Below are 23,767 nucleotides of genomic sequence, written 5' to 3'. Positions count from 1 at the left end.
ATAGCGAAGACTGCGGCTGGCGGACACCTCGCTGTCAGCTTCCTGAGTCTTTCGTGCGATGGCGGTTCTATGCCAAACTCAGCCCCTTTCGGGCTTGCCTAACAGGATTTATGCTCCCCTTGTCACCCAGTTTGCTGACCACCCTCGCCGCCGCCCTTCTTTATGCCGCTGCGACCCTTTATCAGAGCACCCGCTTGGCCACCGGCGCCAAGGCGAACAAGCGCCTGCTGGTTAGCCTCGGCGCGCTCGCCGTGGTGGCCCACGCCGCCAGCCTGCTCACGCACTTGCTGACACCGATCGGTCTGGGCCTGGACTTCTTCAGCGCCTCCAGCCTGATCGCGGCGGCGGTGATCGCCCTGACGCTGATCGCCTGCTCGCGGATTCCGGTGGAAAACCTGCTGGTGCTGCTGTTCCCCCTGGGCGCGATCACCGTGTTGCTGGCGCAGTTCGCGCCGACCGGGACGGTGCAGATCATCGATGAAGAGCCGGGCATCCTCGCGCATATTCTGTTGTCGATCCTTGCCTACGGCATGTTCACCATCGCGGTGTTCCAGGCCTTGTTGCTGCTGGTGCAAGACCACCAGCTCAAACACAAGCACCCGTCGGGGCTGATCAAGAACTTCCCGCCACTGCAAACCATGGAAAGCCTGTTGTTCGGCTTCCTCTGGGCCGGCTGGACGCTGCTGTCGCTGTCGCTGATCTCCGGCTGGCTGTTCGTCGAAAACCTGTTCGCCCAGCATCTGGTGCACAAGACCCTGCTGGCGTGCCTGGCCTGGATCGTGTTCAGCGTGCTGCTGTGGGGCCGTAATCGCCTCGGCTGGCGCGGTCACAAGGCGATTCGCTGGACCCTCGCCGGTTTCTGCCTGCTGATGTTGGCGTATTTCGGCAGCAAACTGGTTCGTGAATACATCCTGCACATCTGACGGGCGGCATAAATGGACGGTTTGCCCCTAGGGCCGATGCTCGCGGTATTTGTCCTGCTGATTTTGTGGTCGGGGCTGTTTACCGCCGTCGAAATCGCGCAGCAGCACCTGCTCGCGCAACGCACTGCCTCGCGCGCCAGCGATAAACCGCTGGCGAAGCTGAGCTTCCCGCTCGACAGCCTGATTCTCTGCAACACCCTGTGCCGGGCGCTCGCGGTAGTGATCGCGACGTTGCTGGCGATTTTCCTCTGCGAAGAAAACGGCCCTTGGGCGGCGTGCCTCGGAGCTGGCGCCATCCTGCTGGTGTTTGCCGATTACTTTCCACGTACCGTCGCCCAACGCTATCCCGATGCGGTGCTGGCGTTCGGCAATACCTTGCTAGCGGTGCCGCTGAAGATTGTTTATCCGTTTGCCTGGTTGTTCAGCCGCATCAGTGGCCTGCTGATGCGGCCGTTTGTGCGCAAGGTTCAAGTCGTACAGCAAAGCGAAGATGACTCACCTGCTGACCGTTACGACGATCCGGAGCACCCGGTTCACGCGCACCCGGTTTCGGGGATTCATGCGCTGGACAACATTACGGTCAATGACATTCTGGTGCCGCGCAGTGACGTCGACGGCATCAACCTCGACGATTCGATCGACGAGATCATCGAACAGTTACGCCACAACAAGCGCACGCGCCTGCCGGTGTTCCACAGCGACATCAATCAGGTTGAAGCGGTGCTCAACACCCGGCAGATCCGACATTTGCTGAACAATGGTGATTTGACCCGCGAGGCGCTGCTGGCGGCGAGTTACGAGCCTTACTTCGTGCCGGAAAGCACACCGCTGCAACTGCAGTTGCTGAATTTTCACAAGCAGCAGCGCCGACTGGGCATGGTGGTCGACGAGTACGGCGAAGTACTCGGCATCGTCACGCTGGAAGACATTCTCGAAGAAATTGTCGGCGAGTTTGAAAGCGAGCACAGCCTGGATAATCCGCATATTCATCCGCAGGACGATGGCCGCATGGTCATTGACGGTGCCGCGTCGATCCGCGAATTGAACAAGTGTTTGGGCTGGCATTTGCCGAGCGATGGTCCGAAAACGCTGAATGGTCTGGTGACTGAGGCGTTGGAGACTATTCCGGAAAGTGCGGTTTGTTTGAAGATCGGGCGTTATCGTCTAGAGATTCTCGAGACTGAAGAGAACCGGGTTAGCAAAGTGCTGATTTGGCATACCTCTTCTGTGCCTGCTTTGGTGCCTGCCCGATAGAAAGATCAAAAGATCGCAGCCTTCGGCAGCTCCTACAGGGCAACGCATTCCAAATGCAGGAGCTGCCGCAGGCTGCGATCTTTGCTCTTGTTTGATTGTTAGCCTCCTTCCTATAATCGGAACGCTTACCCAAGCCCCGCCGAACCTTGTGCTTACCCCGCACACACCAGGTTTCGGCCATTTGCGCTGTACTCCGGCGACTGTTCCTACCTGAAGCAGCGACCGCGCCTCATCCCACATCCCTGGGTGTTCGACCATAATAATTCGCTCCAACGGAGCTCATGACTGTCAGGGATCACCGCATGACAACCAGTACCGCTATCAGCGACACCGCGCCTGCCCAACCGACCAATTCCGCCACCCGCGTGGCGACGGCGAGTTTTATCGGCACCGCGATCGAGTTCTATGACTTCTATGTTTACGCCACCGCGGCTGCGCTGGTGATCGGGCCGGTGTTCTTTCCACAGACCTCCGGCACCGCGCAGATGCTTTCGGCGTTCCTTACCTTTGGTATCGCATTTCTGGCGAGGCCACTGGGCTCGGCGTTGTTCGGCCACTTTGGTGACCGCATCGGGCGCAAATCGACGCTGGTCGCATCCTTACTCTTGATGGGCGTGTGCACGACACTGATTGGCGTGCTGCCGGGTTATGACAGCATTGGCGCCTGGGCACCGATTCTGCTGTGTGTGCTGCGTTTCGGCCAAGGTTTGGGATTGGGGGGTGAATGGGGCGGTGCCGCCCTGCTCGCCACGGAAAACGCGCCGAAAGGCAAACGTGCGTGGTTCGGCATGTTCCCGCAGCTTGGGCCTTCGATTGGTTTTCTCGCGGCCAACGGCTTGTTCCTGACACTGGCCATGACCCTCAATGACGAGCAGTTCCGCAGCTGGGGCTGGCGGATTCCGTTTCTGCTCAGCGCGGCTCTGGTGATGGTCGGCCTGTATGTACGGTTGAAACTGCATGAAACCCCGGTGTTCGCCAACGCCATCGCTCGTCAGGAGCGCGTAAAAGTACCGCTGGTCGAGCTGTTCAGCCAGTACTGGGCACCGACGTTGCTGGGCGCGGCAGCGATGGTGGTGTGCTATGCACTGTTCTATATCTCGACAGTATTCTCCCTGAGCTACGGGGTTTCCACGCTCGGCTATAGCCGCGAAACGTTCCTTGGCCTGCTGTGTTTTGCCGTGCTGTTCATGGCCGCCGCAACGCCGCTGTCGGCTTGGGCGAGCGACCGTTATGGGCGCAAACCGGTGCTGATCATCGGTGGTGTGCTGGCGGTTCTTTCCGGTTTTCTGATGGAGCCGTTGCTGACTCAGGGTTCGACCTGGGGTGTGGCGCTGTTTCTGTGCATCGAGCTGTTTTTGATGGGCGTGACGTTTGCACCGATGGGCGCATTGTTGCCTGAGCTGTTTCCGACCCACGTGCGTTATACCGGTGCTTCGGCGGCGTATAACCTGGGCGGCATTGTCGGGGCCTCGGCGGCGCCGTTCTTTGCGCAGAAACTGGTGGCGATGGGTGGTTTGAGTTATGTCGGCGGGTATGTGTCGGCGGCGGCGGTGCTGAGTTTGATTGCGGTGCTGTGTTTGAAGGAAACCCGCAATAACGACCTGAATCAGATTGCCTGACAGATCGCTATCGCGAGCAGGCTCACTCCTACAGGGGAACGCATTCCAACTGTAGGAGTGAGCCTGCTCGCGAATGTCGCGACTCGGTTTACAGCTCTACAACAACAGCCTGAGCAGCACGGGTCGCCTTGGCACGCGCAGCCTCGATCGACTCATCCCGCGCCAGTGCCACGCCCATACGGCGCTGGCCATTCACTTCCGGCTTGCCGAACAGACGCAACGCCGTGTCCGGCTCGCTCAACGCAGCCCCCAGATTGGCGAATGCGGTCTGGGTCGACTGCCCCTCCACCAGAATCACCGCCGAAGCCGAAGGCCCGAACTGGCGAATCAGCGGCACCGGCAGGCCCAGAATCGCGCGAGCGTGCAGGGCGAACTGCGACAGATCCTGCGAAATCAAGGTCACCAGGCCGGTGTCATGCGGGCGCGGTGAAACTTCGCTGAACCACACCTGATCACCTTTGATGAACAGCTCAACGCCGAACAGACCACGGCCACCCAGCGCTTCGGTCACCGCTTTGGCAACGCGCTCGGATTCAGCGAGGGCAATCGGGCTCATGGCTTGTGGCTGCCAGGATTCCTGATAGTCGCCCTTCTCCTGACGGTGGCCAACTGGCGCGCAGAACGTGGTGCCGCCGATGTGGCGCACGGTCAGCAGGGTGATTTCGTAGTCGAAATCGATAAAGCCTTCGATGATCACCCGACCTTTGCCGGCGCGGCCGCCCTCTTGTGCGTAGTCCCAGGCTTTCTGCACATCATCGGCACTGCGCAGCAGACTCTGGCCCTTGCCCGACGAGCTCATTACCGGTTTGACCACGCATGGGAAGCCCAAGTCCAGGACGGCCTTGCTGTAGTCCTCGAAGGTGTCGGCAAAATGGTACGGCGAGGTCGGCAGGTCCAGCTCTTCAGCGGCCAGACGACGGATGCCTTCGCGGTTCATGGTCAGTTGCGCAGCGCGAGCGGTCGGGATCACGGTGAAGCCTTCGGCTTCCAGCTCGACCAGGGTGGCGGTGGCGATGGCTTCGATTTCCGGCACGATGAAATGCGGCTTCTCGGCTTCGATCACGGCACGCAGGGCGGCGCCGTCGAGCATGTTGATCACGTGGCTGCGATGCGCAACTTGCATGGCCGGCGCGTTGGCGTAGCGGTCAACGGCGATCACTTCAACGCCCAGGCGTTGCAGTTCGATCACCACTTCCTTGCCCAACTCACCACAGCCACACAGCAATACGCGGGTCGCGGTTGGCGACAATGGAGTTCCGATACGGGTCATCTCAGGTCCTCAAAGAAGCGGATCATCGAGGAAAGCAACGCCTGACGCGCTTTCCATGGGGAGAAAGCGCGGCATTTTACATGAACCTGAGGCTTTGGCTTCAGCCGGCGACAGCCTGTTTGCGCTCACGCCAGGCCATGATCAGCCAGACGGCAGTAACGCCGGCAAATTTCGAGGCCAGTGCAGTGATGATCACCGGTGGCGTCAGCAAGTCGATCATGCCGAAGAAGATGAAGGTATCGAGAGGAATGCTCAGCGCCGAACTGATCCACAAGCGGTCGCGCAACGGGCGCTTGGTGATGCTGAACACCAGCCAGTCGATGCACTCGGAGACCGCGAACGCCGTGGCGCTGGCCAAAGCGATGGAGGGATCGGAGGTTACGTAGGAAAGCACCAACGCCGCCAGCATCGCCACCAGCGCACCGTGGCCGAAACGGGTTTGCACCATGTCGCGCAGCACGAACACCAGACCACCCCAGGCCGACCAGATGATGTCCAGGTGCGGAGCGGTGGAGAAGGCGAAATTGATCAGCACGACGCTGCTGATGTAGGCGATGAGGAAAATCATGGCGGGCGACCTGTCAGATTGGCGCACAGGTTACTTGACCGGCAAATCAAGAGCTACCCCCTCACCCCAGCCCTCTCCCCGAGGGGGCGAGGGGGAAGGGAGCCGATCTTCATGATGTTCAAGACCTGAGTTCGACGCGGTATTTTCAGGTCGACGTGACTCGTCCAAACAACCCGGTCAGTCCCCTCTCCCTCTGGGAGAGGGCTAGGGTGAGGGCATCCTCAAGCCGATCACGACTTCGAAGACATCATCCACACCAACCCACTCGCCTTCGCCCGCTCATGACACAACCCCAGCACCACCCGCCGCTCGTCATTGGTCATGCGGCCCCAGCGGGTGATTTCCGACACCGTACGCTGGCAACCAGTACAGATGTCGTCCTCATCCAGCGCACAAATATTCACGCACGGCGAGGCGACGGGTCTTTCTGGCGTGTTCATTCTTCCTGCTCAACCAGATCGCGGGCATAACGTTGCGAGTTATGCACATAGTGGGCGGCGCTGGCCTCAAGCATCTTCTTCTGCGGCTCCGTCAGGTCACGCACAACCTTGCCCGGCGAACCCATCACCAGCGAACCATCAGGAATTTCCTTGCCTTCGCCAATCAGCGAGTTGGCGCCAATGATGCAGTTCTTGCCGATCTTCGCGCCGTTGAGAATCACCGCGTTAATGCCGATCAGGCTGTAATCGCCAACAGTGCAGCCGTGCAGCATCGCATTGTGGCCGATGGTCACACCGGTGCCGATAGTCAGCGGATAGCCCATGTCGGTGTGCATCACGGTGCCGTCCTGGACGTTGCTGTTCTTGCCGATCAGGATCAGTTCGTTGTCGCCACGCAGCACGGCGTTGAACCAGACATTGGCGCCCTCTTCCAGTTTGACCTTGCCCACCAGCACGGCATTGGGGGCGACCCAGCTCTGTGGATGGGTCTCGACATGGGCGTCGCCCAAGCGGTATTTCATCTTGTTTTCCTCAGGGCTCACGGTGAGTGGCCGTTCGAACGACGGCTTCAGGTGTTGATAAAGCTTTTCGGCGGTTGGTGCAGGCTGATTTTCGCGTCATAGAGCAGGTTGATCAACTCGACGATCATGATCGCCGTCAGGCCCCAGATCTTGTATTCGCCGTAGCGATAGCTCGGCACGTACCAACTGCGGCCCTGATAGTCGATGCGGTGCGTGTGTTCGCGAGGATCTTTACGGAAGAATTCCAGCGGTACGCTGAAGACGGCCGCAATCTCGGCGTCATTGGGTTGATACTCGACGAAATCGGGGATGACGCCGACATAAGGCGTGACCTTGATGCCGTGAAGGGAAATCAGTGGGCTGAGCGGGCCAATGACTTCGACCAGTCCGGGCGGCAGGCCGATTTCTTCTTCAGCCTCACGTAGCGCCGTGAAGATCAGATCCGGGTCTTCCGGATCGCGGCGACCACCGGGAAACGCCACTTCGCCGCCGTGGGTCGAGAGCCCGCTGGCGCGCAGGGTCAACACCAGTTCCGGCTCCTCACTGCGGGTGATCGGCACCAGAACGGCGGCCTCGGGGAAACGTGTGTCGGTCTCCAGCGTGCGCGGTGTGTGGTTGCTTACCCTATGCAGTAGCTCGTCCAGCATGAGTGTTCTCGATCTGTGCCTTACCCTGCATCATGCACCAATCATTGCGAGCGCCCAAGCCCCCGAAACCTGTCGTGTCGCGAAACGACAACTTGCCGACCGACACCGCTGCACGCCAAGATAGGCGCAGCATTCAGGAAGCCCAGCATGAAATTTTGCAGCCACTGCGGTAACCCGGTCACCCAGCGCATTCCCGAAGGCGATTCGCGGCTGCGATTTGTCTGTGACAGCTGTCAGACCATTCACTATCAGAACCCCAATATCGTTGCCGGCTGCGTGCCGACCTGGGGCACAAAAGTGTTGCTCTGCCGTCGCGCCATCGAACCGCGCCTCGGTTACTGGACGTTGCCCGCCGGTTTCATGGAGAACGGCGAGACCATTGAGCAGGCCGCCGTGCGCGAGACCGCAGAAGAAGCCTGCGCCCGCGTGCGCAATCTGAGCATCTACACGCTGATCGACGTGCCACACATCAGTCAGGTGCATGTGTTCTTCCGCGCCGAACTGGTCGATCTGGATTTCGCCGCCGGTCCCGAGAGCCTGGAAGTGCAACTATTCGACGAAGCCGACATTCCTTGGGACGAGCTGGCTTTCCGCACAGTGGGGCGTACCTTAGAATGCTTCTTCGCTGATCGGCGTGTCGAGGTGTATCCGGTTCGTTCGGAATCGATTCCGCCGCTTGCTCAGCCTGCCATTACTTGATTTCGTCGCCGGCCAGCCGATAACCCGAGCACGTCTGCACAACACCTGTAAATCATGTTTCTGCGTCATTCCTGGGGAATCGTTTCAATGCGCTGGTTGCTTGCCCTGTTCTGCCTGTCGTTCGTTACCGTCTCCCAAGCGTCATTCGTGACCACCGTGGCGCCTGCGAATAGCCCGCTTATCGAAAAAGTCCTGGTGCTCAAGTCAGCACATCAACTGCAGTTGATCGCCGATGGCAAACCGCTGAAGACCTATCGCATCTCCTTGGGAAAGGGCGCGAAAAAGGGTCCGAAACTGATCGAAGGCGACAAACGCACGCCGGAAGGTTTCTATTGGATCGACTGGCGCAAGACCAGTGACAAATTCAATCTGTCGATGCACATTTCCTACCCGAACATCAGCGATTCGGCTCGCGCCCGGCGTGAAGGCGTCGAGCCCGGCGGGATGATCATGATCCACGGCACGCCGGATTCGGAAGAAACCCCGGAAGACCTGTTCCACACCCTCGACTGGACGGACGGCTGCGTCGCCATGCGCAACGTTGATATGCGCGAAGTGTGGAGCCTGGTGCCGGACGGCACGATGGTCGAAATCCGCCCTTGATCCCTGACCACTGGTCACCTGCAAAAAAATAAATCAAAAGATCGCAGCCTGCGGCAGCTCCTACAGAGGTGATACCACTTCCCACTGTAGGAGCTGCCGCAGGCTGCGATCTTTTGCTTTCTACAGCCCAGCTTTAATACCACTTCAAACCATACCCGCTACAACCCGCCATTTCATTGGGCTAACGGCCGATTACCCGCGTTGACATGGTATTCAAGTGGTATTAATTTCCGCCCCACAAGCGAGCCACAACAATCCTATACTCGCGACGGAAATGACCTACATGAACGACCTCCACGCCCTACGTCCTGACGACTCCCAGCCGACGCCGCTGTACCTGCAACTGGCGCGCAATCTGGAAGCGGCGATCCATGCCGGGCAGTGGAAGTCCGAGCAGGCGATGCCGTCCGAACGCAATCTCAGCGAAATGCTCGGTATCTCTCGCGTTACCGCACGCAAGGCATTGGAAGTCCTCCTCGATCAAGGTTTGATCCGCCGCCTGCAAGGTTCCGGCACCTTCATCACCCCGCGTCTCGAACAACCGCTGTCGCGTCTCTCCGGTTTCAGCGAAATGCTGCGACTCAAGGGTTTTGTGCCCAGTTCGCATTGGCTGGAACGCGAAATCACCCTGCCGACCCACGAAGAACTGATCCGTCTCAGCCTGTCGCCGAACGACAAGGTCGCGCGCATGAAGCGTCTGCGCAAAGCCGATGACACCGTCATGGCGATCGAGATGAGCACCCTGCCCGCCTCGATCATGCCCAAGCCGCAACTGGTCGGCGATTCGCTCTACGAATACCTCGACGGCATCGGCAAACCGATCGTCCGCGCCTTGCAGCACATTCAGGCGATCAACGCCTCGGACGAGTTCGCCGCGCTGGTCGGCATCGCCCCCGGCACCGCGATGTTGCTGATGACCCGGGTTGGCTACCTGGAAGACAACACGCCGATCGAAGTCACCGACACCTATTGCCGCAACGACTACTACGACTTTGTTGCAGAGCTTCGTAGATAAAGAGCTGCGCCGCTGAGAGCGGCCCAAAGCGAGAACCAAAATGTCCGAAGACAACATCCTCACCGCCAGCGGCTGGATTCGCGGCCGGCTGATCCACGAACACGGCAAAGTCGTGTCGATTGAAGGCATGCCTTGCGATCCGGCCACCAATGACCTGCCGTATCTGCTGCCGGGTTTCATTGATCTGCACGTTCACGGCGGCGGCGGCAAAGACATCATGGAAGGCGCCAGCGCTTTCGAAACCATCACCAGAACCCACGTGCGTTTCGGCACTACCTCGCTGCTGGCCACGACCATGACCGCACCGAGTGCCGAGATCTCCTGCGTCTTGAAAGAAGTCGGGGAATTCTGCGAACAGCGTCCGCAAGGTGCCGCGCGCGTCCTCGGCGTACACCTCGAAGGCCCGTACATCAATCCCGGCAAACTCGGTGCACAACCGAATTTCGCCCACACTGCATTGATGGCCGAAGTCGAAGAATATCTGGCATTGGCGCCGATTCGGGTAATCACCATCGCTCCGGAAATCGCCGGTCACGACGCGTTGATTCGTGAACTGAGCAGCCGTGGCGTGCGCATGCAGATCGGCCACACCCTCGGCAGTTACGAGGAAGGCGTTGCTGCACTCGATGCCGGCGCGACCAGTTTCACTCACCTCTACAACGCCATGAGCCCGTTGCATCACCGCGAACCGGGCATCGTCGGCGCCGCATTGGCCCACGCCAAATTCGCCGAGCTGATTCCGGATTTGCTGCACGTGCATCCCGGCGCCATCCGCGTGGCCCTGCGCTCGATCCCGTGCCTGTATTGCGTGACCGATTCGACCGCTGCCGCCGGCATGCCCGACGGTGAATACAAGCTTGGCAGCCACACCGTGACCAAATGCCTGGGCGGCGTACGACTGCCCGACGGCACCTTGGCCGGCAGCACCCTGACCATGGACCAAGCCCTGCGCAACCTGGTGAAGATCGGTTTGCCGATCGCCGAAGCCTCGCAGCGCCTGTCGCAATTCCCCGCCGACTACCTCGGCATCACCGAACGCGGGCGCCTGCAACCAGGTGCCTGGGCCGACTGCGTGCGGCTGGATCGCTCACTCACACTGACCGCCGTCATGGTCGAAGGAGAAGACATTGACTTCAAAAATGCTTGAAGAGGCGCTGTCCTCGTTCGAGGCCGTGCAAGCCCAACTGCAACAGCTCGACGCGCCAATGATCGAGATCGCCGGGCGCCTGCGCCGTCAGCCACCGCAAGTGGCGATGACGGTGGCGCGCGGCAGCTCCGACCACGCGGCGAGCTACTTCGCCTACCTGACCATGCAGCAACTCGGTGTGCCGGTGGCGTCGTTGCCGATGTCGGTGGTGACCATGCAGCAGGTGCCATTGAAAGTCAGCGGTCAGGTCGCGTTCGCCTTTTCACAGTCGGGGCAGAGCCCGGATCTGGTCAACAGCCTGCGTCTGTTGCGCAAGCGTGGCGCGTTGAGCGTGTCGATGGTTAACGCCGCCGACTCGCCGCTGGAAGCTGCCTGTGAATTCAGCGTGCCGCTGCTCGCCGGGACTGAAAGCAGCGTCGCCGCGACCAAGAGTTTTATCGCCACCCTCAGCGCCAGCGCCCGTTTGATCGCGCACTGGAAAGAGGACAGCGAATTGCTCGAGGCCGGCAATGCCTTGCCCGAAGGCCTGCGCGAAGCGGCGAAACAGGACTGGAGCGTGGCCATCGAAGCGCTGCGCGATTGCCAACGTTTGATGGTGATTGGGCGCGGCGCCGGGTTTGCCATCGCTCAAGAAGCGGCTTTGAAATTCAAGGAAACCTCGGCGATTCAGGCCGAAGCGTTCAGCAGCGCCGAAGTGCGTCACGGCCCGATGGCGCTGATCGACGAACACTATCCGTTGCTGGTCTTCGCTCCACGCGGCGCCGAGCAGGCGGGTCTGTTGAGCCTGGCAGCAGAGATGCGTCAACGCGGCGCCCGTGTGTTGCTGGCCGCGCCGGATGACATCGCCGAGCGCGACCTGACGCTGACCCGCGCCGAACATCCGGCCCTCGATCCGATTCTGGCGATCCAGAGCTTCTACGTGATGGCCGCAGGGCTGGCCGTGGCCCGCGGAATGGACCCGGATCAGCCGCGCCATCTGAGCAAAGTGACCCGAACGCACTGATAGCGGCTAAAGGATGTAACTCCATGTAGGAGCTGCCGCAGGCTGCGATCTTTTGATTTTGATTCACAGAAAACAAGATCAAATGATCGCAGCCTGCGGCAGCTCCTACAGGGATCAGCGAAATTACTGATGAGACCGAGCCATGCACAACAACAATAAAGAGCTGACCCTCAGCGCCCCGCTCAGCGGCCCGGTGCTCACGCTCGCCAAAGTCCCGGACGCGGTGTTCGCCAGCGGCGCGATGGGCGATGGCATTGCCATCGATCCGCTCAACGACACGCTGTACTCGCCGTGCGCCGGGGTGATCATTCACGTCGCGCGCACCGGCCACGCACTGACCGTGCGTGCCGACAACGGCGCGGAAATCCTCCTGCATCTGGGCCTCGACACCGTTGAACTGAACGGCGAAGGCTTCTCGATGCTGGTCAAGGATGGCTCGCGCGTCAGCAAAGGCCAACCGTTGCTGCGCTATGACCTCGACAAGGTCGGTCAGCAATGCAAAAGCCTCGTCAGTCTGTTGATCCTGACCAACAGTCAGGATTTCCAGGTACGACCGATCACGCTGAAAGCGGTGAAGGTTGGCGACCCCTTGCTGCACATCGTTGCCCGCAACAGTGCTGCGGCGAATGTCGAAGAGGTCGGCGGGCCTGAGGTTCATGGTCATGTGTTGGTGGCGCATCGCGGCGGTTTGCATGCCCGCCCGGCGGCGTTGATTCGGCAGACCGCGCAAGGTTTCAAAAGCCAGTCGCAACTGCACTTCGCTGGCAAATCGGCGCCGTGCAACAGCCTGATCGGCTTGATGGGGCTGGCGGTTGGCGAGCAGGACGAAGTGCAGGTCAGCTGTCAGGGGCCGGATGCCGAGGCGGCGCTGCAAGCGTTGCTCACCGCGTTGGCCACGGCGCTGCCGGAGGAGCATCACGCGGCACCGGCCAGTATTGCGCCTCTCAAACGCCCGGCCGAAGTGGGTGTACTGCACGGCGTATGCGCCGCGCCAGGACTGGTCGGTGGCCCGCTGTTCCGCCTGAACGCGATCAGTTTGCCGATCGACGCGGGCAATCATGATCCGTTGCAACAATTGCAGGTGCTCGACACGGCACTGAATCAGGTGCGCAGCGAAATCGACGCCACCCTCGCCCAAGCGAAAAAGCACAAGAATGTCGATGAAGAAGCAATCTTCGCCGCGCATTTGGCGCTGCTTGAAGACCCGGCGCTGCTCGATGCGGCACAGCAATCCATCGAACAAGGCACTGCGGCGACTCACGCCTGGAGCCAGTCGATCGATGTGCAGTGCGAAGTGCTGCAACACACCGGTAGCGCGTTGCTGGCTGAGCGCGCCAATGATCTGCGCGACCTCAAGCAACGCGTGTTGCGTGCCTTGCTCGGCGAGGCCAGGGACTACGACGTGCCGGCCGGCGCGATCGTCGCGGCGCATGAACTGACGCCGTCGGATTTGCTGCAACTCAGCGCGCAAGGTGTCGCCGGGTTGTGCATGGCCGCAGGTGGCGCGACTTCGCATGTGGCGATTCTGGCGCGTGGCAAAGGTCTGCCGTGCATGGTGGCGCTGGGTTCAGCATTGCTTGATCAGCCGCAAGGGCACGCGGTCGTGCTTGATGCCGACGGTGGTCGTCTGGAACTGATGCCGAATGCTGAACGCCTGAGCGAAGTTCAGCAGGTACAAATCGACCGGCAACGACGTCGCGACGCGCAACAAGCCAAAGCTCACCTGCCCGCCGAAACCCGTAATGGCGTGCACATCGAAGTCGTCGCCAATGTTGCTTCCAGCGGTGAAGCGGCGGACGCCTTTGCCAACGGCGCCGATGGTGTAGGCCTGTTGCGCACCGAGTTTTTGTTCGTCGATCGCCAGACCGCTCCAGACGTCGAAGAGCAGCGCAGTGCTTATCAAGCCGTGATCGATGCCATGGGCGACAAGTCAGTGATCATCCGCACCATCGACGTCGGCGGCGACAAACAACTCGATTACCTGCCGCTGCCCATCGAAGCCAATCCGGTACTCGGCTTGCGCGGCATTCGCCTGGCTCAGGCCCGCCCGGAAATCCTCGATCAGCAACTGCGCGCGCTGCTGCAAGTCAGCCCGCTGCGCCGCTGCCGGATCCTGCTGCCGATGGTCACCGAAGTGGATGAGCTGCTACACATTCGCCAACGCGTCGATGCCTTGTGCCTCGAACTGGGTGTGAGTCAGCGCCCGGAAATCGGCGTGATGATCGAAGTCCCCGCCGCCGCGCTGCAAGCCGAACAACTGGCCGAACATGCCGATTTCCTTTCGATCGGCACCAACGACCTCTCGCAATACACGCTCGCCATGGATCGCGATCACGCCGGTCTGGCCGCCCGCGTTGACGCCCTGCACCCGGCGCTGCTGCGCCTGATCGCCATGACCTGCGAAGGCGCGGCGGTGCACAAACGCTGGGTCGGCGTGTGCGGCGCCCTCGCCTCTGATCCGCTGGCCACCCCCGTGTTGATCGGTCTGGGCGTTACCGAACTGTCGGTGAGCCCGGTGCAGATCGGTGAAATCAAGGATCGCGTGCGCCAGTTGCACGAAGCCGAATGCCAACGCCTCGCCCGCGACCTGCTCAAGCTGAGCAGCGCTGCGGCGGTGCGTCATGCCTGCCATCAACACTGGCCTCTGCGCTAATAACAACAAGAAGGAGAACCGCCATGTACCAACTCTTCATCGAAGGCCTGCAACGCCTGGGGCGCGCGCTGATGCTGCCGATCGCGATCCTGCCGATTGCCGGCCTGCTGCTGCGTCTGGGTGACACCGACCTGCTGAACATCGCGATCATTCACGATGCCGGCCAGGTGATCTTTGCCAACCTGGCAATGATCTTCGCTATCGGCATCGCCGTCGGTTTCGCCAAGGATAACAACGGCACCGCCGGCCTCGCCGGGGTGATCGGTTATCTGGTGATGATCTCCACACTGAAGGTGCTCGACGCGAGCATCAACATGGGCATGCTCGCCGGGATCGTCAGCGGCCTGATGGCCGGCGCGCTGTACAACCGTTTCAAGGACATCAAGTTGCCGGAGTATCTGGCGTTCTTCGGCGGCCGACGGTTTGTGCCAATTGTCACCGGGTTCGCAGCAGTCGGTCTGGGCGTAGTGTTCGGTTATATCTGGCCGCCGATCCAGCACGGCATCAACGCCTTCGGTGCGCTGATGATGGAAAGCGGCAGCATTGGCGCGTTCGTGTTTGGCGTGTTCAACCGCCTGCTGATCGTCACCGGCCTGCACCATATCCTCAACAACATGGCGTGGTTTGTGTTCGGCAACTTCACCGATCCAACGACCGGGGCTCTGGTGACGGGTGACCTGTCGCGCTACTTCGCCGGCGATCCGAAGGGCGGCCAGTTCATGACCGGCATGTTCCCGATGATGATCTTCGGCCTGCCAGCGGCGTGTCTGGCGATGTACCGCAATGCACTGCCGGAACGCCGCAAGGTGATGGGCGGGATTTTCCTGTCGATGGCGCTGACGTCGTTTTTGACCGGGGTGACTGAGCCAATCGAATTTGCCTTCATGTTTCTGGCGCCGCTGCTGTACCTGCTGCATGCGCTGCTGACCGGGTTGTCGATGGCGATTACCAATGCGCTGAACATTCACCTCGGCTTCACCTTCTCCGGCGGCTTCATCGACATGGTGCTGGGTTGGGGGCGCTCGACCAATGGCTGGTTGGTGATCCCGGTCGGGCTGGCCTATGCCGTGGTGTATTACGCGGTGTTTGATTTCTGCATTCGTCGCTTCAATCTGAAGACGCCGGGTCGCGAAGATGTGGCAGTGAGTGAGAAAGCCGTGCTCAGCGAAAATGAACGCGCCAGCGCTTACATCAAGGCACTGGGCGGAGCGGAGAATTTGCTCACTGTCGGCGCCTGCACGACGCGATTGCGCCTGGAGATGGTAGATCGCAACAAGGCGTCGGATGCGGAGCTGAAAGCGCTGGGTGCGATGGCGGTTGTGCGTCCGGGCAAGGGTGGGAGTTTACAGGTTGTGGTCGGACCGATGGCGGACAGCATTGCGGATGAGATTCGCCTGGCGATGCCGGCGTTGGGCCGGGCGGTTCTTGCTGAGCCTGTTGCGGTTGTCAATGAAGCGAAAGCTGTTGTGGTCGTGAGTTCGGAAGCGCAGCAATGGCTGAATGCACTGGGTGGCGGCGACAACGTGCTGCAACTGGATTGCATTGCCATAAGCCGAATTCGTTTGCTGCTGGCGGATGGCAAGGCGCTGTCCGACGCTCAATTGAAGGAGCTGGGTTGTCAGGGTATCAGCCAGTTGGAGGGTGGGGTTTGGCACTTGTTAGTGGGTGAAAAAGCCGCGAGTTTGAGTAGAGCAATTGAGTCTCTGCTCAATCGCAGTGAGCCAAGTGCGAAGGTTTTACCCGCAATAAAAGCCCAACAGCCTTACTGACCCATGAAAAGCCGCCGGCCTATGAAGCACAGCGGCTTTTTTTATTGCGTTACTTCGCTTCAACAACGGTAAAAGTACGCGCCGGTGAAGAACCAGCGCTTCCTTTGGCCGTAATCGAATGAATACCCAGCGTCAGACCCGGTAGGCCCAAATCCCAGAGTCCTGCAGCACTGGTGACTGCCTGCCCCCTCGAAACAGCAGCGTCGAAGATTTCAACTTTTTCTCCGGCAACTGCAAACCCGCTCAAGTGCACAGCAGTTGCCGAGGTGGCGCCACCGTTGGGAATCTCTAAGCCCTTATCGTCTTTCACAGAGGTGATTGTTGGCACACCATTTTTTTCAGCAGACATAGCCAAGTTCCTTCTTACCAGTTTTGGATGGAAGGCTCATCTGACAGGAGTTGGAGGTATCGCGCCACTGTCAGAAATTACAGGTCAAGGGCTGTTTCGATGAACGGTCAATGCCACTTCTGCCGCTGTGGTTGAGCCGCGAACGTCAATCTCAGGTAATGCGCCTGAGCAGGCTCGCCCCGATCCAAATGGGACGAGCCTGTTTGCGATGTCCCCGTATAGATCAGGTTTGCGGGTCTACCCGATCCAGTGCGCGATTTACCGCCAGTTCGGCGAGCATGATGATTTGCTGGATGCTTAATACCGTGTTGCGCTGAGAACCGTTTAGCTCATTGGCGAAGTTGCCGGCGCGGTACTTGCCGAGGCTAATGACTCGCTAGCGGGGTGAGATCCACCGGAGTAGGCAACCGGCCAGACCGAAATCTGCCCGCACACAGCCGCCATAAAACAGGCAGTAAATTAAGCTGGCGCCAATTATCGTGGTGTTGGCGCTAGTTGCAAGCATTCCGGGGATCTCACGCCCGGTCGCTGAATTGGCAGCGACAGGCAAAGACTAGAGAGCGGGCGTCCGACGGACAACCTGAAAACCTTGTGGGAAGGTTCTGCTATTTCTACACATATCTAAACAGACCAAAGCAAACCCTCACCCTAGCCCTCTCCCAGAGGGAGAGGGGACTGACCGGAGTGTTTGGTGGATGTACACCGACGTGAAATACCGAGTCGAACTCAGATCCTGAAAAGCCCACAAATCGGCTCCCTCTCCCCCGGGAGAGGGCTGGGCGGGCGGCGTTCCAATGAGGGGCAGCTCCAACACAAATCAAAAGTCGAACCCCGGGCTCCTCACCACTCTAGGCCGAGTGTCAGCTCGCCTGCTCTTGATCTTGATCCACAGGCCCCGTCGGCAGGCTGAGTGGAGGGATTTATCCGGGGGTGGGAGTGCAGCGACCGTTTGGCGCAGCCAAATGCATCGAGAGGAGGTGCAGCGAAGCAAACCGGAGGCGATGCGCCCGGATGGATCCCGGAGCGAAGGAACCCCGAGCCTTAGCGAGTGGGCCGAACGTTGGGGCAAAGCCTTTTGGGTTACCTTTTCGGCGTTTGGAAAAGGTGACCCGCCGTAAGGGCGGAACGCTAAGAAGCCGTTATCGCAGCAATGGATATGTACTCGGTCAGTCAGAACATCATTGCCTGAGCCAACGCCATCGCTGGCAAGCCAGCTCCCACAGTGGAATGGGGTCGCCCACCAAATCGCAGGCAACAAAAAACCCGCAGACAATCACTCATCTGCGGGTTTCCTGTTTCAGCAGCCAGAAAGTTCAGAAATCTTCCAGCCGCCACACCTCATAAGCCGGCGTCTCATAGGGATGGCTCAACTTGAGAGCCGCCACCACAGCGCGAATCAACTCATCCGCTACCACCAGCTCAACCTTCCATTCCTCAACCCGCTCAACCTGCCCCGCCTCGCCAATAAACGGCTGACTGCCGTCCAAAGGCCGAAACTGACCAGACCCAAGCACCTGCCACGCACAGTGGTCATAGTCACCGATCCGCCCACCACCGGCAGCGAACACAGCCCCTTTGACCACCTCGACATGACTGTCAGGAACAAAAAAGGCGAGCTTGTACACAGGCCTTAGTTCACCCAGACGCGAGCATTACGGAACATACGCATCCACGGTGCATCTTCGTTCCAGTCTTCCGAACGCCACGAGTTCTGCACCGCGCGGAACACACGCTCCGGGTGCGGCATCATGATCGTCACGCGGCCATCACGGCTGGTGAGACCGGTAATCCCGCGCGGCGAACCGTTCGGGTTAGCCGGATAACGCTCGGTGACCTTGCCATGGTTGTCGACGAAACGCATCGCCACGCAACCCGACAGATCGGCTTCCAGCAGGGCTTCTTCGCTGGAGAACTCGGCGTGACCTTCGCCGTGAGCAATGGCGATCGGCATACGCGAACCGGCCATGCCCTGCAGGAAGATCGAGTTCGATTCCTGAATCTGCACCATCGCCACGCGCGCTTCGAACTGCTCGGAGCGGTTGCGCACGAAGTGCGGCCAGAACTCGCTGCCCGGGATCAGCTCATGCAGGTTGGACATCATCTGGCAACCGTTGCACACGCCGAGGGTGAAGCTGTCGTTGCGTTCGAAGAAGCCCTGGAACGCATCGCGGGCACGGCTGTTGAACAGTGCCGACTTGGCCCAGCCTTCACCGGCGCCGAGCACGTCGCCGTAGGAGAAACCACCGCACGCCACCAGACCTTTGAACTCGTTCAGGTCGACACGGCCGGCGAGAATGTCGCTCATGTGCACGTCGATCGCGTTGAAACCGGCGCGGTCGAACGCCGCCGCCATCTCCACCTGACCATTGACGCCCTGCTCACGCAGCACGGCAACCTGTGGGCGGATGCCTTTCTTGATGTAAGGCGCGGCGATGTCCTGGTTGACGTCGTAGCTGAGCTTGACGCTCAGGCCCGGGTTGTCTTCTTCCAGCAGCACGTCGAATTCTTGCTCGGCGCAGTCGGCGTTATCGCGCAGACGCTGGATCTGGTAGCTGGTCTCGGCCCACTGACGTTGCAGCAGACGACGCTGGCCTTCGAACACGGTGTCACCGTTGAAGGTGATGTTGATCTGGCCATTGTTGATCGGCTGACCGATCACCGACACGCAGTCGCCCAGACCGGCCGCGCTGAACTGCGCGAGGATGTCTGGCGTAGCGTCCTGACGAACCTGGATCACAGCACCCAGTTCTTCGTTGAACAGGATGGCGGCGATGTCGGCGGTGGTTTCGGCCAGACCGTCGAGGTTCAGGCTCAGACCGCAATGACCGGCGAAGGCCATTTCGACCACGGAGGTCAGCAGACCACCGTCGGAACGGTCGTGGTAAGCCAGCAAGTGACCGTCGGCGTTCAAGCCCTGGATCACCGCGAAGAAGGCTTTAAGGTCTTCGGCGTCATCGACGTCCGGTGCGTGTTTGCCGAGCTTGCCGTGTGTCTGAGCAAGGATCGACGCGCCCATACGGTTCTGCCCGCGACCGAGGTCGATCAGGATCAGGTCGGTGGTGCCCTTGTCCATGCGCAGTTCCGGGGTCAGGGTCTGACGGATGTCAGCCACTGGCGCGAAACCGGTCACGATCAGCGACATCGGCGAGGTCACGGTTTTTTCTTCGCCGTTGTCGTTCCAACGGGTGGCCATGGACATCGAGTCCTTGCCCACCGGAATGGTGATGCCCAGCTCAGGGCACAGTTCCATACCGACCGCTTTCACGGTGTCGTACAGACGCGCGTCTTCGCCCGGGTGGCCGGCCGCCGACATCCAGTTCGCCGATAGTTTGATGTCGGAGATCTTGTTGATGCGCGAAGCCGCGATGTTGGTCAGGGTTTCGCCGATGGCCATGCGGCCCGACGCCGGGGCGTCCAGCAATGCCAGCGGAGTACGCTCGCCCATCGCCATCGCTTCACCGGTGTAAACGTCGAAGCTGGTCGCGGTAACAGCAACGTCGGCCACCGGAACCTGCCACGGGCCGACCATTTGGTCACGGGCCACGAGGCCGGTGATGGTGCGGTCGCCGATGGTGATCAGGAAGCTTTTGCTGGCCACGGCCGGGTGATGCAGAACGCGTTCGATGGACTCGGTGATGTCGAGGTTCGACGGATCGAAGTCATCGCCCAGCTCAGCTTCACGAACCACCGAACGGTGCATGCGCGGGGCTTTGCCCAGCAACACTTCCAGTGGCATGTCCACCGGGTTGTTGCCGAAGTGGCTGTCGGTCACGGTCAGTTGCGGTTCGGCAGTGGCTTCACCAACAACGGCAAACGGGCAACGCTCGCGTTCGCAGATCGCCTGGAAGCGCTCGAAATCTTCCGGGCCGACCGCCAGCACATAACGTTCCTGGGATTCGTTGGACCAGATTTCGTGCGGAGCCATGCCCGGCTCGTCGTTTGGAATGTTGCGCAGTTCGAAACGGCCACCGCGGTCGCCGTCGTTGACCAGTTCCGGGAAGGCGTTGGACAGACCGCCCGCGCCGACGTCGTGGATGAAGCTGATCGGGTTCTTGTCACCCAACTGCCAGCAACGGTCGATGACCTCCTGGCAGCGACGCTCCATCTCAGGGTTTTCACGCTGCACGGAAGCGAAGTCGAGATCCGCCGAGCTGGTGCCGGTGGCCATCGAGGAAGCGGCGCCGCCGCCCAGACCGATCAACATCGCCGGGCCGCCGAGGACGATCAGCTTGGAGCCAACGACGATCTCGCCTTTCTTGACGTGTTCTTCGCGGATGTTGCCCATGCCGCCAGCGAGCATGATCGGCTTGTGGTAACCACGAACTTCGTCACCGTGCGGGGTGGTGATCGATTGTTCGAAGGTACGGAAGTAGCCAGTCAGGGCCGGACGACCGAATTCGTTGTTGAACGCGGCGCCGCCGAGCGGGCCTTCGATCATGATGTCCAGCGCGGTAACGATGCGCTCAGGCTTGCCGTACGGCACTTCCCACGGCTGTTCGAAGCCGGGGATCTGCAGGTTCGACACGGTGAAACCGGTCAGGCCAGCCTTTGGCTTGGCGCCACGGCCGGTTGCACCTTCGTCACGGATCTCACCGCCGGAACCGGTCGACGCGCCCGGGAAAGGAGCGATCGCGGTCGGGTGGTTGTGGGTTTCAACCTTCATCAGGATGTGCACCGGCTCCTGCACCGCGCCGTATTGGCGGGTTTCAGGGTTCGGGAAGAAACGGCCGGCGACGTTGCCGACGATCACCGAGGCGTTGTCCTTATAAGCCGACAGAACACCTTCGCTGTGCATCACGTAGGTGTTCTTGATCATGCCGAACAGGCTTTTTTCCTGGTTCTCACCATCAATATCCCAACTGGCGTTGAAGATCTTGTGGCGGCAGTGCTCGGAGTTGGCCTGGGCGAACATCATCAGTTCGATGTCGTGCGGGTTGCGCTTCAAGCCGTTGAAGGCGTCGACCAGATAGTCAATTTCGTCTTCGGCCAGAGCCAGGCCCAGCTCGGTGTTGGCTTTTTCCAGCGCGGCGCGACCACCACCGAGGATGTCGATTGCAGTCAGCGGCTTCGGTTCGGCGTGGCTGAACAGACCGGCGGCCTGTTCAAGGTTGGCCAGCACGATCTGGGTCATGCGGTCATGCAGCACGTCGGCAATCTGCTGGGCTTGGGCTTCGCTGAACTGACCGGCAACGTAGAAGGCGATACCGCGCTCCAGACGCTGGATCTTGCTCAGGCCGCAGTTGCGGGCAATGTCGCTGGCCTTGCTCGACCATGGCGAGATGGTGCCGAAACGCGGCAACACCAGAAACAGACGACCGGTCGGCTCTTGTACCGGAACGCTTGGGCCGTACTTCAGAAGGCGCGCTAGCACCTGCTGTTCGTCGCCGGTCAGGACGCCGGTGACTTCGGCGAAGTGAGCGAATTCAGCATACAGGCCACTGACAGCTGGAACCTTCTGGCTCAGTTGCTCAAGGAGTTTGCTGTGGCGAAAGGCAGAAAGGGCAGGAGCGCCGCGCAGGATCAACATCTTCGGGACAGCCTCGGGAAGGGGTGTGCTTTGAGGCCGTGCATTCTAGCCTAAACCGCCCTCAACATCACCCGAAACGCTACGCACGGTTGCACTCGGGTATCAATCTGTGTTTCCGACTTCGGAGTCAGGTAAATCGACTATCCAGAAGCCGCTTATTTTTACTGTAACAAAATGCCGTGAAGGCCCGTTTCTGCGGGGTTTAGCTCGGTTTTGTGATCGCTAGCAGACTCGCCCTGCACTGTCGAGATATGGCGCCCGTGGCCGTTTGCGTATACTGCGCAGATGTTTTTCCCAACGGCTTTGCGTCCGCGGTACGCCAAATGGCTGATCGCAACCGGACTCTTCCTGATGCTCGGTGGCTGTGTTGATAAACCCAACACACTCGAGCGCGTAAAGGAGGATGGTGTGCTGCGGGTGATTACCCGTAACAGCCCCGCCACCTACTTTCAGGATCGCAGCGGTGAAACCGGCTTCGAATACGAGCTGGTGAAGCGCTTCGCCGACGATTTGGGTGTCGAGCTGAAGATCGAGACCGCCGACAACCTCGATGACCTCTTCGATCAGATCGGCAAACCGAACGGCCCGGTGCTGGCCGCCGCCGGTCTGGTCAGCAGCGAGCAGCGCAAGAAGCAGGTGCGGTTCTCGCACTCCTATCTCGAAGTCACCCCGCAGATCATTTACCGCAATGGCCAGTCGCGGCCGACCGATCCCGGTGATCTGGTCGGCAAGAAGATCATGGTGCTCAAGGGCAGCACCCACGCCGAGCAATTGGCCGAGCTGAAAAAGAAATTTCCCGGCATCGAATACGAAGAGTCCGACGCGGTGGAAGTGGTCGACCTGCTGCGCATGGTCGATGAAGGGCAGATTGACCTGACCCTGGTCGATTCCAACGAAGTGGCGATGAACCAGGTGTACTTCACCAACATTCGCGTGGCCTTCGACCTCGGCGATGCGCGCAGCCAGAGCTGGGCCGTGGGCCCGGGCGAAGACAACAGTCTGCTCAACGAGATCAACGCGTATCTGGACAAGGTGCAGAAAAACGGCACCCTGCAACGCCTGAAGGATCGCTACTACGGCCACGTCGATGTCCTCGGTTACATGGGCGCCACCACCTTCGCCCAGCACTTGCAGCAGCGCCTGCCGAAATACGAACAGCACTTCAAGAATTACGCGAAGAAAGAGAAAGTCGACTGGCGCCTGCTCGCGGCCATTGGCTATCAGGAATCGTTGTGGCAACCGACCGTTACCTCGAAAACCGGTGTGCGCGGCTTGATGATGCTGACCCAGAACACTGCGCAGGCGATGGGCGTGTCCAACCGCCTCGACCCCAAGCAGAGCATCATGGGTGGCGCCAAGTACCTGGCTTATATGAAGGATCAGCTCGACGATTCGATCAAGGAACCGGATCGTACCTGGTTCGCCCTGGCGGCGTACAACGTCGGCAGCGGTCACCTCGATGACGCGCGCAAACTGACGGCCAAGGAAGGATTGAACCCGGACAAGTGGCTGGACGTGAAGAAGATTTTGCCGCGCCTGTCGCAGAAGCAGTGGTACAGCAAGACGCGTTATGGCTACGCCCGTGGCGGCGAACCGGTGCATTTTGTGGCGAACATTCGTCGTTATTACGACATTTTGACCTGGGTGACCCAGCCACAGCTTGAAGGCGATCAAGTCGCTGAGGGCAATCTGCATGTGCCGGGCATCGACAAGTCAAAACCCGCGCAAGAACCTGCCCCGCTCTAACAGACACCCTAAAT

General features: G+C 60.2%; 19 protein-coding genes and 1 pseudogene. 11 read left to right on the top strand and 9 right to left on the bottom strand.

The genetic code is table 11. The features are described from left to right. Nucleotides 1-110 precede the first annotated feature (110 nt). From U6037_RS05100 to U6037_RS05090, 3 genes are all read left to right on the top strand, one after another. Nucleotides 111-923: a cytochrome C assembly family protein gene (locus U6037_RS05100; RefSeq protein WP_034154823.1), complete on the top strand. Its 813-nt coding sequence runs from the start codon at nt 111-113 to the stop codon at nt 921-923. Nucleotides 924-935: 12 nt separating this feature from the next. Continuing rightward, nucleotides 936-2,177 (top strand): transporter associated domain-containing protein, encoded by a 1,242-nt coding sequence (locus U6037_RS05095; protein WP_322846018.1) that lies wholly within the window; start codon nt 936-938, stop codon nt 2,175-2,177. Between the two features lie 302 nt (nt 2,178-2,479). After that, nucleotides 2,480-3,796 (top strand): MFS transporter, encoded by a 1,317-nt coding sequence (locus tag U6037_RS05090; RefSeq protein ID WP_322846017.1) that lies wholly within the window; start codon nt 2,480-2,482, stop codon nt 3,794-3,796. 88 nt (nt 3,797-3,884) lie between these two features. Here U6037_RS05090 and purT read toward each other — a convergent pair whose 3' ends face one another. From purT to U6037_RS05065, 5 genes are all read right to left on the bottom strand, one after another. Then, nucleotides 3,885-5,066, bottom strand: a complete 1,182-nt coding sequence (gene purT / locus U6037_RS05085; protein ID WP_047292735.1) for a formate-dependent phosphoribosylglycinamide formyltransferase — start codon at nt 5,064-5,066, stop codon at nt 3,885-3,887. 100 nt (nt 5,067-5,166) lie between these two features. Beyond that, nucleotides 5,167-5,634: a VUT family protein gene (locus U6037_RS05080; protein ID WP_322846016.1), complete on the bottom strand. Its 468-nt coding sequence runs from the start codon at nt 5,632-5,634 to the stop codon at nt 5,167-5,169. 230 nt (nt 5,635-5,864) lie between these two features. Then, a complete protein-coding gene (locus U6037_RS05075) occupies nt 5,865-6,074 on the bottom strand; it encodes a DUF1289 domain-containing protein (protein ID WP_322846015.1) in 210 nt (69 codons plus the stop codon). Beyond that, nucleotides 6,071-6,595, bottom strand: a complete 525-nt coding sequence (locus U6037_RS05070) for a gamma carbonic anhydrase family protein (protein ID WP_322846014.1) — start codon at nt 6,593-6,595, stop codon at nt 6,071-6,073. The genes U6037_RS05075 and U6037_RS05070 overlap by 4 nt, the downstream gene beginning before the upstream one ends. Nucleotides 6,596-6,642: 47 nt before the next feature. Continuing rightward, complete coding sequence (locus U6037_RS05065; protein ID WP_322846013.1) at nt 6,643-7,242, bottom strand: CoA pyrophosphatase; 600 nt, start codon at nt 7,240-7,242, stop codon at nt 6,643-6,645. Nucleotides 7,243-7,389: 147 nt separating this feature from the next. Between U6037_RS05065 and U6037_RS05060 the strand changes: the two genes are divergently transcribed. From U6037_RS05060 to nagE, 7 genes are all read left to right on the top strand, one after another. After that, nucleotides 7,390-7,941, top strand: coding sequence for an NUDIX hydrolase (locus U6037_RS05060; RefSeq protein ID WP_095119357.1), 552 nt, complete (start codon nt 7,390-7,392; stop codon nt 7,939-7,941). An 87-nt stretch (nt 7,942-8,028) separates the two neighbouring features. Beyond that, nucleotides 8,029-8,544 carry a L,D-transpeptidase family protein gene (locus U6037_RS05055; RefSeq protein WP_064120595.1) on the top strand — a complete coding sequence of 172 codons (516 nt, stop codon included), beginning with the start codon at nt 8,029-8,031 and terminating at the stop codon, nt 8,542-8,544. A gap of 283 nt (nt 8,545-8,827) precedes the next feature. Continuing rightward, on the top strand, nt 8,828-9,559 hold the full coding sequence (locus U6037_RS05050; RefSeq protein ID WP_416221703.1) for a GntR family transcriptional regulator: 732 nt from the start codon (nt 8,828-8,830) through the stop codon (nt 9,557-9,559). A 40-nt stretch (nt 9,560-9,599) separates the two neighbouring features. After that, nucleotides 9,600-10,706, top strand: coding sequence for an N-acetylglucosamine-6-phosphate deacetylase (nagA, locus tag U6037_RS05045; protein ID WP_322846011.1), 1,107 nt, complete (start codon nt 9,600-9,602; stop codon nt 10,704-10,706). Next, the gene (locus U6037_RS05040; protein ID WP_322846010.1) at nt 10,687-11,709 is read left to right on the top strand and encodes an SIS domain-containing protein; all 1,023 of its coding nucleotides are present in this window, start codon (nt 10,687-10,689) and stop codon (nt 11,707-11,709) included. The genes nagA and U6037_RS05040 overlap by 20 nt, the downstream gene beginning before the upstream one ends. 142 nt (nt 11,710-11,851) lie before the next feature. Beyond that, complete coding sequence (ptsP, locus tag U6037_RS05035; protein WP_322846009.1) at nt 11,852-14,362, top strand: phosphoenolpyruvate--protein phosphotransferase; 2,511 nt, start codon at nt 11,852-11,854, stop codon at nt 14,360-14,362. Nucleotides 14,363-14,385: 23 nt separating this feature from the next. Further along, nucleotides 14,386-16,131 carry an N-acetylglucosamine-specific PTS transporter subunit IIBC gene (nagE, locus tag U6037_RS05030; protein WP_322846008.1) on the top strand — a complete coding sequence of 582 codons (1,746 nt, stop codon included), beginning with the start codon at nt 14,386-14,388 and terminating at the stop codon, nt 16,129-16,131. Between the two features lie 49 nt (nt 16,132-16,180). Here the strand turns inward: nagE and U6037_RS05025 are convergent, their stop codons facing one another. The 4 genes and pseudogenes from U6037_RS05025 to purL all read right to left on the bottom strand — a co-directional run bounded on the left by U6037_RS05025 (nt 16,181) and on the right by purL (nt 22,007). Next, the gene (locus U6037_RS05025) at nt 16,181-16,480 is read right to left on the bottom strand and encodes a hypothetical protein (protein WP_322846007.1); all 300 of its coding nucleotides are present in this window, start codon (nt 16,478-16,480) and stop codon (nt 16,181-16,183) included. A 223-nt stretch (nt 16,481-16,703) separates the two neighbouring features. Then, a pseudogene (locus U6037_RS29405) lies at nt 16,704-16,861 on the bottom strand (DUF6124 family protein); the annotation flags it as partial. Between the two features lie 932 nt (nt 16,862-17,793). Then, entirely contained in the window at nt 17,794-18,105 is a 312-nt protein-coding gene (locus tag U6037_RS05020) for a YqfO family protein (protein WP_322846006.1), read from the bottom strand. A gap of 5 nt (nt 18,106-18,110) precedes the next feature. After that, nucleotides 18,111-22,007 (bottom strand): phosphoribosylformylglycinamidine synthase, encoded by a 3,897-nt coding sequence (purL, locus tag U6037_RS05015; RefSeq protein WP_322846005.1) that lies wholly within the window; start codon nt 22,005-22,007, stop codon nt 18,111-18,113. A gap of 285 nt (nt 22,008-22,292) precedes the next feature. On the opposite strand from purL, the gene mltF reads away from it, so the two are divergent. After that, nucleotides 22,293-23,753 carry a membrane-bound lytic murein transglycosylase MltF gene (mltF, locus tag U6037_RS05010; protein ID WP_081498726.1) on the top strand — a complete coding sequence of 487 codons (1,461 nt, stop codon included), beginning with the start codon at nt 22,293-22,295 and terminating at the stop codon, nt 23,751-23,753. Nucleotides 23,754-23,767: the final 14 nt, after the last annotated feature.

Source organism: Pseudomonas sp. B33.4 (assembly GCF_034555375.1).
Lineage (GTDB): Bacteria > Pseudomonadota > Gammaproteobacteria > Pseudomonadales > Pseudomonadaceae > Aquipseudomonas.
Note: the sequence above shows the minus strand (reverse complement) of the source record. Positions and strands in the feature narration are given on the sequence as shown.

Coding starts and splice junctions, on each gene's coding strand:
- purL (WP_322846005.1), bottom strand. CDS start 22,007: ATGTTGATCCTGCGCGGCGCTCCTGCCCTTTCTGCCTTTCGCCACAGC.
- U6037_RS05080 (WP_322846016.1), bottom strand. CDS start 5,634: ATGATTTTCCTCATCGCCTACATCAGCAGCGTCGTGCTGATCAATTTC.
- purT (WP_047292735.1), bottom strand. CDS start 5,066: ATGACCCGTATCGGAACTCCATTGTCGCCAACCGCGACCCGCGTATTG.
- U6037_RS05025 (WP_322846007.1), bottom strand. CDS start 16,480: ATGTCTGCTGAAAAAAATGGTGTGCCAACAATCACCTCTGTGAAAGAC.
- U6037_RS05090 (WP_322846017.1), top strand. CDS start 2,480: ATGACAACCAGTACCGCTATCAGCGACACCGCGCCTGCCCAACCGACC.
- U6037_RS05065 (WP_322846013.1), bottom strand. CDS start 7,242: ATGCTGGACGAGCTACTGCATAGGGTAAGCAACCACACACCGCGCACG.
- U6037_RS05055 (WP_064120595.1), top strand. CDS start 8,029: ATGCGCTGGTTGCTTGCCCTGTTCTGCCTGTCGTTCGTTACCGTCTCC.
- nagE (WP_322846008.1), top strand. CDS start 14,386: ATGTACCAACTCTTCATCGAAGGCCTGCAACGCCTGGGGCGCGCGCTG.
- mltF (WP_081498726.1), top strand. CDS start 22,293: ATGTTTTTCCCAACGGCTTTGCGTCCGCGGTACGCCAAATGGCTGATC.
- U6037_RS05095 (WP_322846018.1), top strand. CDS start 936: ATGGACGGTTTGCCCCTAGGGCCGATGCTCGCGGTATTTGTCCTGCTG.
- U6037_RS05060 (WP_095119357.1), top strand. CDS start 7,390: ATGAAATTTTGCAGCCACTGCGGTAACCCGGTCACCCAGCGCATTCCC.
- U6037_RS05100 (WP_034154823.1), top strand. CDS start 111: ATGCTCCCCTTGTCACCCAGTTTGCTGACCACCCTCGCCGCCGCCCTT.
- ptsP (WP_322846009.1), top strand. CDS start 11,852: ATGCACAACAACAATAAAGAGCTGACCCTCAGCGCCCCGCTCAGCGGC.
- U6037_RS05075 (WP_322846015.1), bottom strand. CDS start 6,074: ATGAACACGCCAGAAAGACCCGTCGCCTCGCCGTGCGTGAATATTTGT.
- U6037_RS05050 (WP_416221703.1), top strand. CDS start 8,828: ATGAACGACCTCCACGCCCTACGTCCTGACGACTCCCAGCCGACGCCG.
- nagA (WP_322846011.1), top strand. CDS start 9,600: ATGTCCGAAGACAACATCCTCACCGCCAGCGGCTGGATTCGCGGCCGG.
- U6037_RS05070 (WP_322846014.1), bottom strand. CDS start 6,595: ATGAAATACCGCTTGGGCGACGCCCATGTCGAGACCCATCCACAGAGC.